Origin of the sequence: Tardiphaga sp. OK246 (genome assembly GCF_900188215.1) — a bacterium.
Taxonomy (GTDB): Bacteria; Pseudomonadota; Alphaproteobacteria; order Rhizobiales; family Xanthobacteraceae; genus Tardiphaga; species Tardiphaga robiniae.
In genome coordinates, this window is record NZ_FZOX01000001.1 from 1,318,052 (window position 1) to 1,334,861 (window position 16,810).

Annotated in this window: 13 protein-coding genes; 4 read left to right on the forward strand and 9 right to left on the reverse strand. The window is 62.1% G+C overall.

Annotation, left to right across the window (positions count from 1 at the left end; genetic code table 11):
* Positions 1-25: 25 nt before the first annotated feature.
* The 7 genes from gyrB to rpsT all read right to left on the reverse strand — a co-directional run bounded on the left by gyrB (position 26) and on the right by rpsT (position 11,871).
* Entirely contained in the window at positions 26-2,467 is a 2,442-nt protein-coding gene (gene gyrB / locus CHC01_RS06405; protein ID WP_089263407.1) for a DNA topoisomerase (ATP-hydrolyzing) subunit B, read from the reverse strand.
* 226 nt (positions 2,468-2,693) lie between these two features.
* Complete coding sequence (locus CHC01_RS06410) at positions 2,694-3,788, reverse strand: FUSC family protein (protein ID WP_210421649.1); 1,095 nt, start codon at positions 3,786-3,788, stop codon at positions 2,694-2,696.
* A 158-nt stretch (positions 3,789-3,946) separates the two neighbouring features.
* Positions 3,947-6,064 carry a hypothetical protein gene (locus CHC01_RS06415; RefSeq protein ID WP_089263409.1) on the reverse strand — a complete coding sequence of 706 codons (2,118 nt, stop codon included), beginning with the start codon at positions 6,062-6,064 and terminating at the stop codon, positions 3,947-3,949.
* 160 nt (positions 6,065-6,224) lie between these two features.
* The gene (gene recF, locus CHC01_RS06420) at positions 6,225-7,373 is read right to left on the reverse strand and encodes a DNA replication/repair protein RecF (RefSeq protein ID WP_089263410.1); all 1,149 of its coding nucleotides are present in this window, start codon (positions 7,371-7,373) and stop codon (positions 6,225-6,227) included.
* A 210-nt stretch (positions 7,374-7,583) separates the two neighbouring features.
* Positions 7,584-8,702, reverse strand: coding sequence for a DNA polymerase III subunit beta (gene dnaN, locus CHC01_RS06425; RefSeq protein ID WP_089263411.1), 1,119 nt, complete (start codon positions 8,700-8,702; stop codon positions 7,584-7,586).
* A gap of 243 nt (positions 8,703-8,945) precedes the next feature.
* Positions 8,946-10,379, reverse strand: coding sequence for a chromosomal replication initiator protein DnaA (gene dnaA / locus CHC01_RS06430; protein WP_089263412.1), 1,434 nt, complete (start codon positions 10,377-10,379; stop codon positions 8,946-8,948).
* A gap of 1,225 nt (positions 10,380-11,604) precedes the next feature.
* Entirely contained in the window at positions 11,605-11,871 is a 267-nt protein-coding gene (gene rpsT, locus CHC01_RS06435; RefSeq protein ID WP_068729934.1) for a 30S ribosomal protein S20, read from the reverse strand.
* A 355-nt stretch (positions 11,872-12,226) separates the two neighbouring features.
* On the opposite strand from rpsT, the gene CHC01_RS06440 reads away from it, so the two are divergent.
* From CHC01_RS06440 to CHC01_RS06455, 4 genes are all read left to right on the forward strand, one after another.
* Positions 12,227-12,541 carry a hypothetical protein gene (locus CHC01_RS06440; protein WP_068729932.1) on the forward strand — a complete coding sequence of 105 codons (315 nt, stop codon included), beginning with the start codon at positions 12,227-12,229 and terminating at the stop codon, positions 12,539-12,541.
* Between the two features lie 184 nt (positions 12,542-12,725).
* The gene (gene msrA, locus CHC01_RS06445; protein ID WP_089263413.1) at positions 12,726-13,382 is read left to right on the forward strand and encodes a peptide-methionine (S)-S-oxide reductase MsrA; all 657 of its coding nucleotides are present in this window, start codon (positions 12,726-12,728) and stop codon (positions 13,380-13,382) included.
* Between the two features lie 183 nt (positions 13,383-13,565).
* The gene (locus CHC01_RS06450; protein ID WP_089263414.1) at positions 13,566-14,192 is read left to right on the forward strand and encodes a polysaccharide biosynthesis/export family protein; all 627 of its coding nucleotides are present in this window, start codon (positions 13,566-13,568) and stop codon (positions 14,190-14,192) included.
* 226 nt (positions 14,193-14,418) lie between these two features.
* Positions 14,419-15,417 (forward strand): Bug family tripartite tricarboxylate transporter substrate binding protein, encoded by a 999-nt coding sequence (locus tag CHC01_RS06455; RefSeq protein ID WP_089263415.1) that lies wholly within the window; start codon positions 14,419-14,421, stop codon positions 15,415-15,417.
* Between the two features lie 162 nt (positions 15,418-15,579).
* On the opposite strand, the gene CHC01_RS06460 is transcribed toward CHC01_RS06455, so the two are convergent.
* Together CHC01_RS06460 and CHC01_RS06465 are read right to left on the reverse strand one after the other, a co-directional pair.
* A complete protein-coding gene (locus CHC01_RS06460) occupies positions 15,580-16,251 on the reverse strand; it encodes a dienelactone hydrolase family protein (RefSeq protein WP_089263694.1) in 672 nt (223 codons plus the stop codon).
* A 75-nt stretch (positions 16,252-16,326) separates the two neighbouring features.
* Positions 16,327-16,668: a hypothetical protein gene (locus CHC01_RS06465; protein WP_089263416.1), complete on the reverse strand. Its 342-nt coding sequence runs from the start codon at positions 16,666-16,668 to the stop codon at positions 16,327-16,329.
* Between the last annotated feature and the right edge of the window lie 142 nt (positions 16,669-16,810).

Sequence of the window (16,810 nt, forward strand, 5' to 3'; positions counted from 1 at the left end):
AGTTTATCTCCGGGGCGCGATCCGCTTACACGTCCACATTCGCGCTGAGCGAATTGTCCTGGATGAATTCGCGGCGCGGTTCGACGACGTCGCCCATCAGTTTGGTGAAGATGTCGTCGGCCTCGTCGACTTCCTTGACCCGGACTTGCAGCAGCGAACGCTCATTGGTGTCGAGCGTGGTTTCCCAGAGCTGGCCGGGGTTCATCTCGCCCAGACCTTTGTAGCGCTGCAGGGCCACGCCCTTGCGGCCGGCGTCGGTCACGGCCTCGAACAGCGAGACGGGGCCGTGGATCGGGAATTCGATGTCCTTGCGGCGCAGGACGCCGGATTTTGGATAGGCTTCCTGTAGGCTGCCGGCATATTCGTCGAGCTTGCGCGCATCGGCGGAGCCGAGCAGGGCGTCGTCGATGAAGGAGACGTCCTTCACACCGCGAATCGTGCGTTCGAAGAAGAAGCCCTGGCCTTCGCGGAATTCACCGATCCAGCCACGCTCGACTTCGTCGGCCAGCGCGTCCAGCCGCTTGGCGATGTAGTCGGCAGCGGCATTGGCGGTGGCGAGATCAGCGGTGACCCGCGGATTGAGCACGCCGGCGATTGCAGCCTGCTCGACGACTTTGCGATTATAGCGCGAGTGCAGATTGTTGAGCGTGCCGCGGATGATGCGGGCATCTTCCACCAGCGCCAGTAGATCGCGGCCTGTGCGATCCTCGCCCGAAGCGAGCTTGAAGATGCAGTCGTCGAGACCGGTATCGATCAGGTAATCTTCCAGCGCCCGCTCGTCCTTGAGGTATTGCTCGGACTTGCCGCGCGTCACTTTGTAAAGCGGCGGCTGCGCGATGTAGAGATAGCCGCCTTCGATCAGCGTCGGCATCTGGCGGAAGAAGAACGTCAGCAGCAGCGTGCGGATATGCGCGCCATCGACGTCGGCGTCCGTCATCAGGATGATCTTGTGATAACGCAGTTTCGACAGGTCGAAGTCGTCGCGGCCGATGCCGGTGCCGAGCGCCGTGATCAGCGTGCCAATCTGTTCGGAGCCGAGCATCTTGTCGAAGCGCGCGCGCTCGACATTGAGGATCTTGCCGCGCAGCGGCAGCACGGCCTGGAATTCGCGGTTGCGGCCCTGTTTCGCGGAGCCGCCTGCCGAGTCACCCTCGACGATGAACAGTTCGGACTTGGCGGGATCGCGCTCTTGGCAGTCAGCCAGCTTGCCGGGCAGGGAGGCGATATCCAGCGCGCCCTTGCGCCGGGTCAGTTCGCGGGCCTTGCGGGCGGCTTCGCGGGCGGCGCCGGCCTCGATCACCTTGCTGACGATGATCTTGGCTTCGGTCGGATGTTCCTCGAACCACGAGGCGAGGGCTTCGTTGAGAACGTTCTCGACCACTGGACGCACTTCCGAGGACACCAGCTTGTCCTTGGTCTGCGACGAGAATTTCGGATCGGGCACTTTCACCGACAGCACGGCAGTGAGACCTTCGCGGCAATCGTCGCCGGTCAGGGCGATCTTTTCCTTCTTGGCGACAACTTCGGCATAGCCGTTGACCTGACGCGTCAGCGCGCCACGGAAACCGGCCAGATGGGTGCCACCGTCGCGCTGCGGGATGTTGTTGGTAAAACACAGCACGTTCTCGTGGTAGCTGTCGTTCCACCACATCGCGACTTCGACACTGATGCCGCTCTGTTCGGCGCGCATTACGATCGGCGTCGGCACCATCGCCTTCTTGTTGCGGTCGAGATATTTGACGAATTCCTCGACGCCGCCCTCATACATCATGTTCTCGGTCTTCTCGACCGGATGACGCAGATCCGACAATCTGATGTTGACGCCGGAATTCAGGAAGGCGAGCTCGCGCAGACGATGTTCGAGTGTCGCGAAATCATATTCGAGTGTCGTGAATGTTTCCGCCGAGGCATAGAATGTCACTTCGGTGCCGCGCCTGCCATTGGCATCGCCGACCACCGAGAGCGGCGCCACCGCGTCGCCATGGGCGAATTCGATGCGGTGCTCTTTGTCGTTGCGCCAGACGCGAAGGATCAGCTTGCTCGACAGCGCGTTGACGACGGACACGCCGACGCCGTGCAGACCGCCGGATACCTTGTAGGAGTTCTGGTCGAATTTTCCGCCGGCATGGAGCTGGGTCATGATGACCTCGGCTGCCGAAATGCCTTCGCCCTTGTGAATGTCCACGGGAATGCCGCGACCGTCGTCGCGCACCGTCACCGAGCCATCGGCATTCAGAATAACTTCGACGGCGCTGGCGTGACCCGCAAGCGCTTCGTCGATCGCGTTGTCGACGACTTCGTAGACCATGTGATGCAGGCCCGAACCATCGTCCGTATCGCCGATATACATGCCCGGGCGCTTGCGGACGGCGTCGAGTCCCTTCAGGACCCGGATCGATTCCGCACCGTATTCGATGGGAATGGCATGCTCAGTGTCGGCGATGGGTTGCCGGGCTGGTTCAGTCATGTAGGGGCCTTCGAAGGTGTGCCGAATCAGCGCGGAAAACGGCGTCTGAATCGCTCTATTTGTGCCACGAAAGGCGCATTGCGCCTAGCGCAAAGTAACGCGCAGCAAGCTATTGAATAAATAGGTTTTTTTGGCGTCATTTCAAGCCGATTTGAGGCCGTTTTCGTAGCCTGATTTCGCGCCTGTTCCGGGCGTCGAAATGCCCGGCTTGCGTGCATCCGAGGGGCTATTTTTCGGCCAATCCCGCAGCCGGTTTGGCGGGGGTCCCCTTCAGGCCGCGCCGGGCGATCAAATGCGCTGCCAGCACGACCGGCTCCAGCAGAACCATTCCGAACAGAATGCCAAACAGGCGGTCATAGCCGGGCACCAGGGCGGCATTGGCGTAGTTGTCAGGCACCAGCATCACGAGGAAGGCCAAAGTGAATTGCAGGCCCGCATAACTCATAGAGGGCGGGCCATTTTCGATGTGACGGCCGATCATGACGCCGAGCACGAGTCCGATGGTCATCACGACGGGCGAATGTTGGCTGACCAGCAGGATTGCACTGGCCAGCAGGCCGCCCGCGAGACAGCCAACCAGCCGGTTCATCATGCGCGAGGAAACCGGGCTGAGCATGCCTTCCGCCAGCGAGGCGGCGGGCACCAGCATGACCGCGAAGATCGTGATGCTGGATTGGCTGAGCGACGGGATGCCGAGCCACTGCCAGGCCCACGGGATCAGCGCCAATGCAATGCCGCCGACCAGAGCGTGACGCGCTACCGTGGCGTGCCATTGCCGCGTCGGCTGGTCGATCGGCTTGGCGCGCAGATTGTTGTCCGGATTCGGTAGCGCGCGCCGCACTGTCCAGGTCGAGATCGCACTGACGATGACGCAAGCGGTGGTACCGGCCAGCACTTCGAGCACGCGCGTCGAGGCAAAACGCAGGATCGGCTCCCGCGCATGTTCCATGCCTTCGATGAGTACCATCAGGAAGGTGAGGCCGGTGAACAGCCACGCATAGGCGCGGCGGCCGACGATGGCGAAATAGAGCGTGACGCCGCCGCCGATCAGAAGACCGAGACTCAGCAACAATGGCTGCTTGAGCACGAACGGCGCCGCGGCAAGCGCGAGCCCTGCACCTGCGAGCGTCCCGATCACACGGAGCAGCCCGCGGGTGAAGCTTTCGGTGACGTGCGAGCGCATCACCATGTAGCCGGAGAATGCGGCCCAGCCGACATTCTCAGCGCCGATGGCGTGCGACAAGACGATCGCCAGCAGCACCGAACAGATGCATTCGGCCTCATCGATCATGCGCGGTCCGGGAATCGGAAGCGAACGCATTTCGGTTCCGAACGCGCGCGCAATCCACGACAGATGAATGGCCAAAAATACCAGCATGGCCAGATATTTATGCTGTCGAACGTGGTCTACAACAGACGATTTCTCATGGCCCAATGCAGTGGCGGACGCGCGCGCTGGCGCGCTTGCACGCTTTGTCCTTAGTAGAGCTGCAGCGGGAGGATATCCCGACCGTCAGGGCCAACCATCAGGCCCCAGCTGTCGTTGGCCGCCACCTTGATCGTACTGTCATGCGCGGGCTTGCCCGCGGCCTTGATCGTGACCTTGTAGGCGCCGGGCGGCAGTTCCATCGTCGGCCCGTTCGGGTTTTGCGGTCCGCCCACGCCGGGCGCGACCTTGATCGTCTTGTTATTGACGCTGACCGACACTTCCGCGTCACCCATATTGCCGAACAGCAGCCGAACCTTGCCCAGTGCAGGCAGGATGCCCGCCTTCGTCGCTTCTGCGGGATGGCGCACCACCAGACTGACCGTGGTCTCGTCGTTGCGGCGTTCCAGCTTCAGCATGGCCGGCCCATCGGGGGCCTTGAAGGCGAGCGTGGCGCTGTCCGGCTTGATGACAGCGCTCTTCGTGTCTTCCTGCCACTGTCGCTGCGTGAGTTCGCGTCGGTAGAACGCCAGAACCGAGTCCAGTCCCGCAGGCACAGATGCACTTAACTCATGTCTGAACGGCGCGCCGCCTGGCAGCCCTGAAGTACCCAGCGATCGCAAAGTCCGCTGCTTCGGCGTGGGATAATCGCTGTCGCCATCGGACTCGAGAACCTGTTCGGCGCTCTTGGCGTTGCCCGTGGTGGTGGTGGTGGCAACGGCCGCGACTGGCACGCCCTTCAGGCCCGAGCCTGTCGCCGTGACATTGACCTTCGGGCCCATCTGCATCGCCGTCATTGAGATGCTCTGCTTGGCCTTGCTGAAATTCAACACCACCATATTGGGATTGTTGATGACTGACGGCGTGCTCTTCCAGCCGAGCGTCTTCATTCCGCTGCGGTAAAAATCCGCCAGCGCGCTGACGCTTGATGAGCTGGTGAATGCGAGCCTGCCATCGGCGCCGTCGAAGTCGATCTCGCTGGCGGTGTCGGGGACGGGAATCGGTGTGCTCGAACCGTCCATGGCGCGCAACGCAGTTTCCGGCCCACGCGCGGCTTGTGCCGCTGCGCGCTTCGCATCCGCTTCGGCAATAGCCGCTTGCCCGAACGCGAGTGCATCCTTGACAAAGCGGTCGTCTGCTTCCTTCTTGGCCTTGGCGCGCGCAGTGATCACCGATGGCAGAACCTGGACGTCGATCTGCACGATGGTCAGATCGTATTTGCGACCGATCTGCATCGTTGCCGTCTCTTCCGGCGATGTGAATGCGAGCGAGGCGCGATCGGCGGTGACGACGGTGTCCTTGCTCTGTTCGACCCAGCCCTTCTTGCCGAGTTCGCGGCGATAGAAGGCCAGCACCGGGCCAAGTTCAGCCGGGATCAGCGCATGCGCTTCACGCTTGATGGAATCCGCGCTGCCCGTGGTTCCTGCGGATTTAATGCGTTCCGGTCGCGGCAGGCCTGCGGATTCAGGGCCCGCAGCGAGATCTTGCGGAAGCGCGAAGGGCGCGACGCGAATTTCGACACTGGTCTTGTTATCGGCGCTCCGCTGCAAGGTCAGCATCACCGGCAATTGCCGCGTGTTGCCGTCACGAGAAAAATAGACGCGCACGCCATTCGCGATCGTCTCGGCGATCTTCGCATTCGGCCAACGCGCCTCGGCTGCGGCCGCGGACAGCGGCGACCAGCCCAATGTAGCGAGTTCTTTCTGAAAGAAGGCGAGCGTCGCATCAACGGTTTCAGCCGTCGTGCATCCAAGATACGGCCGCCGTTCGTCATAGACGATATCGGTCGCGCGATCGGGGAAAGGCAGGTTCACTTCCAGGCGCTGCGAGCTGTAGCTGACCCCCGACCGATCGGTTCTACTGCCGTCGCTCATAAAAGAGGCCGACACACCCTGCGCACCCTTCTTGTACCAGCGACTGCGATCTGATCCCTCGAGTGGCGGCGTGTAGGCGATCCAGCCATCGGCTGCGAGTAATTTTCCGGTGTTGGCAATGGTGTCCGCGACGTTGCCTGCGCCGAAATAGCTGGCGCTGAGATTGGGGTATTTGGTGGCTTCAGGCCGGGCCATCGCGCCTTCGATATGCGGCAGCGTTCTCACATCCACCAGGCCGTCTTCGGCACGGCAGGCCAGCGAGCCGCCGGCGATGGCGGTGCTGACGAGCAGGGCCAACAGGCAGTGTCTGGCCGGGAGCTGTATCCCGCGCTTGCTTGAAAACATCACTGAAAGCCTCCGGCGTTTGCTTGCGTGCATGCAAAAGCGCTGCCCACAAGGGCAGCGACATTATTTGCGCGGGGCACTTAGAGTGAGTTGTAGGAGGTGTTGCTTTGGTTCAACCGGCCGGCTGGCGCCGCGCGATATGCCCATTGGCGACGTCGAAAATCTCGCCGGATGGGCCGATATCTGCGAAAGCAACAGGATCGGCGCCGGTCATCCAAACCTGGGCGCCCAATTTCGAGAGTTCGCCGAACAGCGACTTGCGCCGATCAGGGTCGAGATGGGCGACAACTTCGTCAAGTAACAGGAGCGGCGTGATACCGGTCATCTCCGCGACCAGCGTGGCGTGGGCGAGGATGAGCCCGATCAACAGGGCCTTCTGTTCGCCGGTGGAGGCATCGCGCGCCGGCATGTTTTTCGGCGCATAGATCACCTGCAGATCGGTGAGATGCGGGCCGTCGAGCGTGCGGCCGGCGGCGGCATCACGCGGGCGACCATCGCGCAAGATCTGGCGATAGCGATCTTCGACCGCTGTGGCCGGTTCATTGACCAGCGCATTCTCCATCCAGCCGTCGAGCATGATGAGTGCGGATGGAAAGGCCGATGCTTCGCCGCGCACGCGCAGCATCTCTGCGAGCCGCATTGCAGTCTGGCCGCGTGTCGCGGCAACGGCGACCGCGAGTTCAGCGGTCTCGCGCTCGATGGCATCGAGCCAGTGGGCGTCGCCGTTCCGGTCTTCGAGCAAGCGGTTGCGCGAACGCAGGCTACGCTCGAGTGCAGAGACGCGACCGGAGTGATCCTTGTCAATGGCCAGTACGAGGCGGTCGAAGAAGCGTCGGCGTTCGGAGGCGGCGCCCATGAACAGCTGGTCCATGGCTGGCGTCAGCCACACCATGCGCAGGTGATCGCCGAATGCGGTGGCCGAGCCTACCGGCTCACGGTCGATACGACAGCGACGGCTGGTGGACGCACCTTCTGCCGCGGGGGCATCGATGCCGGTGCCGAGTGTGGCGAGACCAACCTCACCCTCGACTGTCGCCGAGACTGCCCAGGAACCGTCGCCTTCGTTATTCGCAACGTCTTCGAGCGTCGCGCGGCGCAGGCCGCGGCCGGGCGACAGAAACGAGATCGCTTCGATGCAATTGGTCTTGCCGGCGCCGTTCGGACCGACGAGGGCGACCATATCCGCCGACGTCTCCAGCGACGCCGCGCGATAGCTGCGGAAATTGGTGAGCGACAGGCGATGGATGCGGGAGGCGGTCATTCGTGAATATGGGACTCAGCTAAAGTCGTCGCAACGCTCCGCGCCAATCTCCGTCGTCATCCCCGCCTAGTGCGCCGAAGGCGCATGCGGGGCGGGGATCCATGACCACGGCCGGCACAATTAAAACGGCAGAGTCGTGGCTACCTAGCTGCAACTAATTCTTCGGAGGCTATGGCTCCCCGCTTTCGTGGGGACGACACCTGAAGGAACTCACACCCGCATCGGCATCAGCACATAGAGGGCGCCCTTGGCGTCCTTGTCCTGTACCAGCGTCGGCGAACCGGGATCGGCGAGGCGCAGCACGGCGACTTCGCCTTCGATCTGGGCAGCGATGTCGAGCAGATAGCGCGAGTTGAAGCCGATATCGAGCGCGTCGGAGGCGTATTCGACCTCAAGCTCTTCCGTCGCGCTGCCGGAATCCGGATTTGTCACCGACAGCACGAGCTTGCCCGCCGACAGCGCGAGTTTCACGGCGCGGCCGCGCTCGCTGGAGATCGTCGAGACGCGGTCGACTGCGTTCTCGAAGTCCTTCTTGTCGATCACCAGTTCCTTGTCGTTGTTCTGCGGGATCACGCGGCCATAGTCGGGGAAGGTGCCGTCGATCAGTTTCGAGGTCAGAACCACATTGCCAAGCGTGAAGCGGATCTTGCCCTGCGACAGCTCGATGGTGATCTCGGCTTCCAGATCCTCGATCAGGCGCTGCACTTCACCGACCGTCTTGCGCGGCACGATGACGCCCGGCATGCCGTCGGCGCCCTTGGGCAGCTTGAGGTCGATCTGTGCCAGACGATGACCGTCGGTGGCGACGGCACGCAGGGTCGCCGCGGTCGCGGTGCCGGCGGCGTGGAGATAGATGCCGTTGAGATAATAGCGGGTCTCTTCGGTGGAGATCGCAAACTGCGTGCGGTCGATCAGGCGCTTGACGTCGGAGGCCGGTAGCGCAAACGAGTGCGTCATTTCGCCGGCGGCGAGATCCGGGAAATCATTCTCCGGCAGCGTCTGCAGCGTGAAGCGCGACCGGCCGGCGCGGATCGCCATTACCGAGCGGTCGCCATCGGCTTCGAGCACAATCTGCGAGCCATCCGGCAGTTTGCGGACGATGTCGTAGAACATATGCGCGGGCACGGTGGTGGAACCGGCGGTGCCGACTTCGGCGGCCAGGGTTTCCGTGACTTCAAGGTCGAGGTCGGTGGCCTTTAGCGACAGCCGGGCATTTTCGGCGCGGATCAGCACGTTGCCCAGGATCGGAATCGTGTTGCGGCGCTCGACCACGCGATGCACGTGGCTCAGCGACTTCAGGAGTTGCGCGCGTTCGACGGTGACCTTCATAACAAAACCCGCCCGATTCAATCCGGTGTCGTGTGGAAATGCCTGGCGGCCCGAATGGGCGCCGCGGCGATGACACCCGCAAGCTCGATCAAATGGATTTTGCTCAATCCCGCGGGGGACCGCAAGGTGGCGTGGATGGCCGGGAAGCGCAAGAGAGATGCGCTTCCGGCCCCCAATGTTTTGACGGTTAACACCCTCGTCCTGCCCCGGCGCACGCTTTGGCGCGTCGGGGGCGGGGACGCTTTACTCCTGCAGTTGGCGCTTCAGCGTCTCGACCTCATCCTGCAGGGCCACGTCCTTGCCGACCAGCGCCTCGATCTTGCGTACGGCATGCAGAACCGTGGTGTGATCGCGGCCACCGAAGCGGCGGCCGATTTCGGGCAGCGAGCGCAGCGTCAGGGTCTTGGCCAGATACATCGCAACCTGACGGGGGCGCACGACATTGGCGGTGCGGCGCGACGACAGGAGGTCGGACCGGCTGACATTGTACTGACGCGCGACGACACGCTGGATGTCCTCGATCTTGATCCGCTTCGGCTCCTGCGGGCGGATCAGGTCGCGCACTTCGCGTTCGGCCATTTCCAACGTCACCGGCGTGGCGTTCAGCTTCGAGTGCGCCAGCAGGCGGTTGATTGCGCCTTCGAGATCGCGGCCATTATGGGTAATGGTGCGGGCCAGATAGTCGAGCACCGGTTCCGGCACGTCGAACGAGGCGTGATGCGCGCGAGCGGCGGCAACGCGCGACTTCAGAATGCCCAGGCGCAGCTCTTCGCCGAGCGAGCTCATTTCGACGACGAGACCGCCGGCGAGGCGCGAACGCACGCGTTCGTCGAGGCTTTCCAGATCCGACGGCGGACGATCAGCGGCGATCACCACCTGGCGGCCGGCATCGATCAGCGCATTCAGTGTGTGACAGAATTCGGCCTGCGTGGTCTTGCCCTGCAGGAACTGCATGTCGTCGATCACCAGCACGTCGATGCCGCGTAGCGCTTCCTTGAAGGCGAGCGCCGTCTGCGTCTTCAGCGCAGCGACGAAGCCGTACATGAACTTCTCGGCGGTGAGATACAGCACCTTGCGGTCGGGGCCGGAATTGCCAGCCCAGGTCACGGCCTGCAACAGATGGGTTTTGCCGAGGCCCACGCCGGCATGGATGTAAAGCGGGTTGAACATCACCGGATCGCCGCGGCGACCTTCGGCGACCTGACGCGCGGCAGCATGGGCCAGCGTGTTGGCGCGGCCGAGCACGAAGCTCGCAAAAGTCAGGCGCGGATCGAGCGGCGAGCCGCCGAGTGCTTCATGGCTTGCGGACACCGGCGCGGTGGCCGTGGCGCGGAGTTCGGGCGCGGGACGGTTGTTGAACGTCTCGGTGCGGCGCGCTTCGGTCGGCGCTGCGGCTTCCTTGTTGGCGGGCGCAACGTTGCGCATCGCCGAACGCACGGTGAGATCGACGCGATGAACTTGCGGCATCTCGGCCTGCCAGGCGTTCAGCACGCGCTCGGCGTAGTGGGCCTGGATCCAGCTCTTCAGGAATCGGGTGGGTACCGAAAGATGGACGCTGTCGTCCTGCACGCTTTCGAGATCCATCCGCGCGAACCAGCTGGAGTAAACGTCTTCGCCAACCGTCGACCGCAGCCGACCTTTTACGCGAGACCAGTGATCCTGTTCCATATTAGCCATTGTCAGAGAACTTTTCAGATAGAGTGAGTGTCCGGCACAACGCTGCCGATGAATGTCCGCGTATGGAGACGCGGTGCGACCTCGTGTGACGCGTCGTCTTCGGGCACAGCTCCGCCAACGGCCATCCGGCCGAGGTCAGATCAGTGATGTCGAAGAGGACCTCGTCGCGAGGTCAGCGCGTACTGGAGGGTCTGTCGGGAACGTGGGCGGAGGTGTGGATCGCCGTATCTGAACGAGACGCAGATCGCGGTCGCTGGAATGCTGTCGTGGTCGATTTGCGCATAAAGCCTCCCCCGCTCACCGCGGTCGCTCGCGGCAAGATGTCAGTTCACATGTGGTTCAAAGTCAGTCCGCAACGCTGAACATCGAAACTCGTTCAGTCGCATTCCCGTATCGTCGTCTTGCCCGCTCGCCTGCCCGCTTACTTCCGCACCGTCAGCTTTGCTGGTTGCGATTGGCCGGTGCGCATTTCTTTTCAAAGCATCCGAATGGATACCCGAGAAATTTCGACACAGAACAACCCTTCCCATATTGCTATGGGCTGCGATCCGATCAAAGCTTGGAAGGTGTCGCTAACCTGAAGACCGTCGCTGATCCTAAGGTCCGTCCTGGTTCTTAAATCGCTCTGATCTGAAGAACCGCGGGCGCCGCGAGTGATTAAAGAAATACAGCACGCCCGGTTTCTCGCAACGGAATCATTTTTCAGGTGCCCCGCAAAAGCCTCACTTGCGCAGCCCGGAACACGTCGTGATTTTTTTGACGATGCGTCAAGGTTTTGAATCAACGCGCTGAATCGTAATGTGACAGTGCCGTTGCAGATTCGATCCAGCGAAAAAAGAAATTCATAATTCATTTACGAATGAAGGGGCCGAGTCCGCGTTTTCAAACTGGTCCGCTTCGCTATGCCGATAAGTGATTAGAGCCGCGCGTTTTTTTCTGTGCGTTGAGTCAGGGTAACCCTAGACATCGGACTCGTGCTGGCGGCGTGGCGCTGTTGCTTTTTCAGAATCACGCTGACGCAAGCGATAACGCGGATTGGCACTCGGTGTGATGCGTTGTGCGTTCCGGCTGTGCCGTTGAAGAGACATGACGAGACGCGCATCGCGCAAGCGCGCGGCGGTCTTTGCGCTTCATCAGAATTTGTGACGCGATAGCGCGAACGCATTGCGGCATAAAAAAAGCCCGGCGTGAAGCCGGGCTTTTTGGAAAGAATGTTGTCGTCAGATTACTGCGCGAGCTTCGCGATCTGATGGACGAGACGCGAGACCTTGCGGCTTGCGAGATTCTTGTGAACGAGGTTGCGCTGAGCAGCCTTCATCAGCTCGGGCTCGGCGAGCTTCATCGCCTTCAGCGCCGCTTCGCGGTCGCCGCTCTTGATCGCCGCCTCGACGGTGCGGACTGCACCGCGCATCTGGGTGCGGCGGGACTTGTTGACGATGGTGCGGCGGGCAATCTTGCGCGTCGCCTTCTTGGCGGAGGTCGTATTGGCCATATCTCACTATCCTTCAGCAGCGTCCCGTCTCGGGCGCCGGGCTGATTGACGTCTGCCGCTCGACTGCGGCCAACGCTGATCTGTTTCCGGGGTGTTCCTGAAAATGCTATCCCCGGAGCGGCAAAGCTCACGCGTTTCGAAACTCACGGGGCGCGCCGCTCAAAGAACAGCGGCGGCGGGATTGCGCCCACCGCCATTGGCGCTCCTTATAGAGTGCCCGATTTCCACCGTCAACGCCTTCCGGCTGCGCCTTTAGACGAAAAACAGCCGCAGAGTGGCGGTTAAGTTGCTGATGAGGTTGAATTTCTCGGTTTTGCCCGGTATTGCCGGGGGTGAGAGCGATGAGGGGATTCGGATGATCCGCGGGTTTTTCCGCCTGATAGGGCTGTTATTGCTGGCCGGTGGGTTCGTGTTCCTGGTCTATGATGGGGCGCGCTCGATTGCCGATCAGGCGCTGCGGCTGACCCGGCTCGGGGAGTTCTGGAACGACATCAACCAGGCCAGCCAGCGTTCCTTCCAGGCAATGGTCGATGCCAATGCGCCTTTTCTCAGTGGGCTTCTTAAGCTGCTGCTCAACCAGCCGGCTTGGGCCGTCATGGGTGTGCTCGGCATCGTGCTGATGCTGCTGTTCCGGCCAAGCAAGCCGCTGATCGGTTATTCGCGGAATTGAACGGCGCTCGACGACGTAACACACCTGCCGTTTCCCTCGTAGATACCTATATTGCCACCTGAGATACGCCGCGCGGCAGGAGTGAATCCGGTTCTGCCTCGCGGGTGCTGTTGGCCCCCAGATCTGCGCGTTCGTCCAGCGAACCGGAGTCCACTTCGTTCGCGAGCGCGCCGGGAGATGATCCATGCTTTTCATGCGCAAGACCGCTGCATTGCCGACCGCCGCCGAAGCACTGCCCGGTCGCGATACGCCGATCCCCACTGCCAAGCATCACTTCGTCAATGGCAGCAACATCCAGCCGCCCTATCCAGAAGGAGTTGAGCGGGCGGTGTTCGGGCTCGGTTGCTTCTGGGGTGCTGAGCGCAAGTTCTGGGAGCTCGGCGACGGCATCTATACGACCGCGGTCGGCTACGCCGGCGGCTTCACGCCGAACCCGACCTATGAAGAGACCTGCTCGGGCCGTACCGGTCACACCGAAGCGGTGCTGGTGGCGTTCGATCCGAAGAAGATTTCTTACGAGCAGTTGCTGAAGACGTTCTGGGAGAGTCACGATCCGACCCAGGGCATGCGTCAGGGCAACGACATCGGCTCGCAGTATCGTTCCGCGATCTACACCTTCAGCGATGCACAGCGCGATGCCGTCGCAGCGTCGAAGGCGGCGTATCAGAAGGCACTGTCCGCGAAGGGCCTCGGCGCCATCACCACCGAGATTGCGCCGGCCGGGAAGTTCTACTTCGCCGAGGACTATCACCAGCAGTATCTGGCAAAGAATCCTGGCGGCTATTGCGGTCTCGGCGGCACCGGTGTGTCGTGCCCGATCGGGGTCGGCGTCACTGCCTGAGCTGACCACGGCTAAGTGTAGATAAACAACGTCAAAAGCCCGCTTTCGGAGCTCCCGAAGGCGGGTTTTTTGCTGCCTGATGGAAGGCCATGACAACGGAATTTTAACCATAAGAGGCCAAAACCGAGGCTGCCTCTATGAGGGATATGTCCAGTGTCGTCTGCCCGCGCGTTTCGTCTGCCCATGATTGTCGCGGTTGCCGCGCTGGCTTTGTCCGGTTGCATGCGCAGACCCGGTCCTGTTGCAGTGGTTGCGCCGGCTGCCGATCTCGACACGCTCGCTTACGGTCGCCCGGGTTACGGGCCGGCAGCAGTGCCGGTTGCTTATGCTCCCCCGGTCTCGACCTATGATGCGCAGTACAAGCTCGATGCCGGCGACAAGCTGCGCGTCGTGGTTTACGGCCAGGAAGGTCTCACCAATTCCTACGCCATCGATGCCGGTGGCGCGATCACCATGCCGCTGATCGGCCGCGTGCCGGCGCGCGGCATGACGCCCGCTGGGCTGGCTGCGAGCATCACCGGCCGCCTGCGCAATGGCTTCATTCGCGAGCCGTCGGTGGCTGTCGAAATCGAAGCCTACCGTCCGTTCTTCATCCTCGGTGAAGTTGCCGCTCCTGGACAGTATCCCTACGTGCCCAATATGAGCGTCGAGAGCGCGATCGCCATTGCCGGCGGCTTCTCGCCACGCGCCAAGCGTGATGAAGTCACGCTGACCCATACCACCGTCGAGGGCTCGTACCGCGCCGTGGTGCCATTGGGCACGCCGATCAATCCCGGTGATACGGTGCTGGTCAGCGAGCGCTGGTTCTGATCGCACGCATCGATCGCGGTCATCACTCACACGCGATTTTCTCCGCTTCACGGAATAGACGCGCTTTCCCGCGATGAAATTGGCTGCGATGTATCGGCGCATTGGCGTCAGGATACGCGTTGCTCTGTATCAGAATCGTCTCCCGCCCTGTAGCAATGATCAAGCGAGGCCAACTCGCTGAAATGCGCCGCCATGCCGGCACATATGGATATCAGGGGGAGAAGAGATGAAGACCAGTCCGTCGGTCAACGTGATCCGCGGCGTCACTCTGGCAGCCATCGTGGCGCTGGGAGCGGTGTCGTCGGAGGCATCTGCGCAGACCGCGCAATCCTATCCTGATCGGCGCATTACCTTCGTCGTGCCCTATGCGCCCGGCGGTGCCACTGACGTCGCTGCGCGGCTGCTAGCACAGAAGCTGCAAGAATCCTGGAAGCAGACCGTCACCGTGGAGAACAAGCCGGGCGCCGGTGGCGTGATCGGCAACGATTTCGCTGCCAAGGCTCCGGGCGATGGCTACACGGTGCTGATCGCAATCACGCAGATCATCCAGGCGCCGAGCCTGATGTCGAAACTGCCTTACGACGCGTTCAAGGATCTCGCGCCGGTGACGCAGGTCGCGATCTCGCCGATCGTGCTCGTCGTACCCGAAGCGCAGCCGATGAAGTCGGTGAAGGAACTGGTCGATCTTGCCAAATCCAGTCCCGGAAAATATCCGTACGGCACTTTTGGCAACGCCACCACGTCGCATCTTTATGGCGAGCTTCTGAAGAAGAACACCGGCATTGATATGACCCATGTGCCGTATCGTGGCGCCGCACCGCTCCTGAACGATCTGCTCGGCAATCAGGTCACGGCGGCCTTCCTCGACTTCACCACGGCCGGTCCGCAGCTCGAAGCCGGCAAGATCCGTCCGCTCGCAGTGGGCGGCGAGAAACGCAAGCCCAAGCTGCCGAACGTGCAGACCATGGCCGAACTCGGCTATCCCGGTTTCGAGGCTGAAGGCTGGGTCGGCGTCTTCGTGCCAGCAGCGACGCCGAAGGACATTGTGAGCAAGCTGTCGGCCGAGCTCGGTCGCATCATCAATTCGCCGGAGGGGACCGCCGGCCTGCAGGCGGTCAATCTCGTTCCGGTCGGAGACAGCCCCGAATCTTTCGAGAAGAGCCTGCGCCGCGATTTCGATCGCTGGGCGACGGTGGCAAAGACAGCGGGCGTGAAGGGCGAGTGATGTTCCAATCTCTCCCGACTGGCAGGGAAAGATCGAGGCTGCTCCCTCTCAGTCGTCATACCCGGGCTTGACCCGGGTATCCAGCTTTGCCCAAACGCTTGTTGGTGCCGCAAAGGTGGATTGCCGGGTCAAGCCCGGCAATGACGTGGAGAGGGCGGCGGCTTACTTCAGATGCTTCGCGAGGAACGCGAGGCTGCGCTCCCTTGCGATGTCCGCGCTGGCCTTGTTGTAGCTGGCGCGCTGATCGCAATTAAAGCCGTGTTCGGCCCCGTCATAGACGAAGATCTCCACATCCGGCCGCTTGGCGCGGATGGTCTCGACGTCCGACAGCGGAATGCCGTGATCCTTTTCACCGAAATGCAGCTGCGTCGGTACGGTCGGCTTGTCGTCGGCAAAGCGCACCACGGCGCCGCCGTAATAGCCAATGGCGGCGCTGAGGCCGGTCAGCTTCGTGGCTGCGGCGAAAGCAACGCTGCCGCCAAGGCAGAAGCCGATGATGCCGACATTGCCGACATCCCCAACGGAATCGATCGCGGCCTGGGTATCGCGCAGCATCGCGGGCCAATCCGGATTAGCAACGAACTTGCGCGCGATGGCGATTTCCTCGGGCGAATAACCGGACTGGAAGTTGGGTTCGGTGCGATCGAAGATCGACGGCGCCACCGCCACATAGCCTTGCACAGCGAAGCGATCGCAGACCGTGCGGATGTGGTCGTTTACGCCGAAGATCTCCTGGATCACCACCACGGCGCCCTTGGGCTTGCCCTCAGGCTGGGTGCGGTAGGCGCCGAGTTTGAAGCCGTCAGATGCAGTCAGCGTGATGTCTTGTCCCACGAGGTATTCCATATCGTTGTTAAGGGGTGAGGTATGTTTGGCGCGGACGACAGCACGGGTCTACTCACAAAGCGGCTACTGCCACATCCAATGCCGGCCCCAGTCGCCCTTCCAGCCGGTCAGGCGTCCCTTGCGAAACTGGAGATAGAGGCGGTCGCGGCGGTCGAAGAAGCCGCTGCCGCCGAAGGTGCGGATCGCCAGATAGATCTCATCGCCCGGTCGGCCGCTGACATAGGTTAGCGGGGTGCCCAAGATACGGGCGGCGTCATCCGCCGCCATCCCAAAAGCCAGCGGGGTGGCGTTCGAAAGGGTTGCCGTGAATGGCAGATCGGGCCTCGTCCCGGCGGGCTGCCCGTGGGCTGGAACCATGACGGTGAGGGCGGTCGCGACGCCGAGGATGAACCTGATGGTCTTCATGGCGCGATTGTTTTCCGGATCGGATTCCGGCGCAAGGCGGCATTGCTTAAAGTTTTCGCGAAAGCCCTAACCGACTGATAGTGCTATCCGCCGGAATGAAACCTTCCGGGGGGCGATCAGGAAGCATTAACAATACCCATTA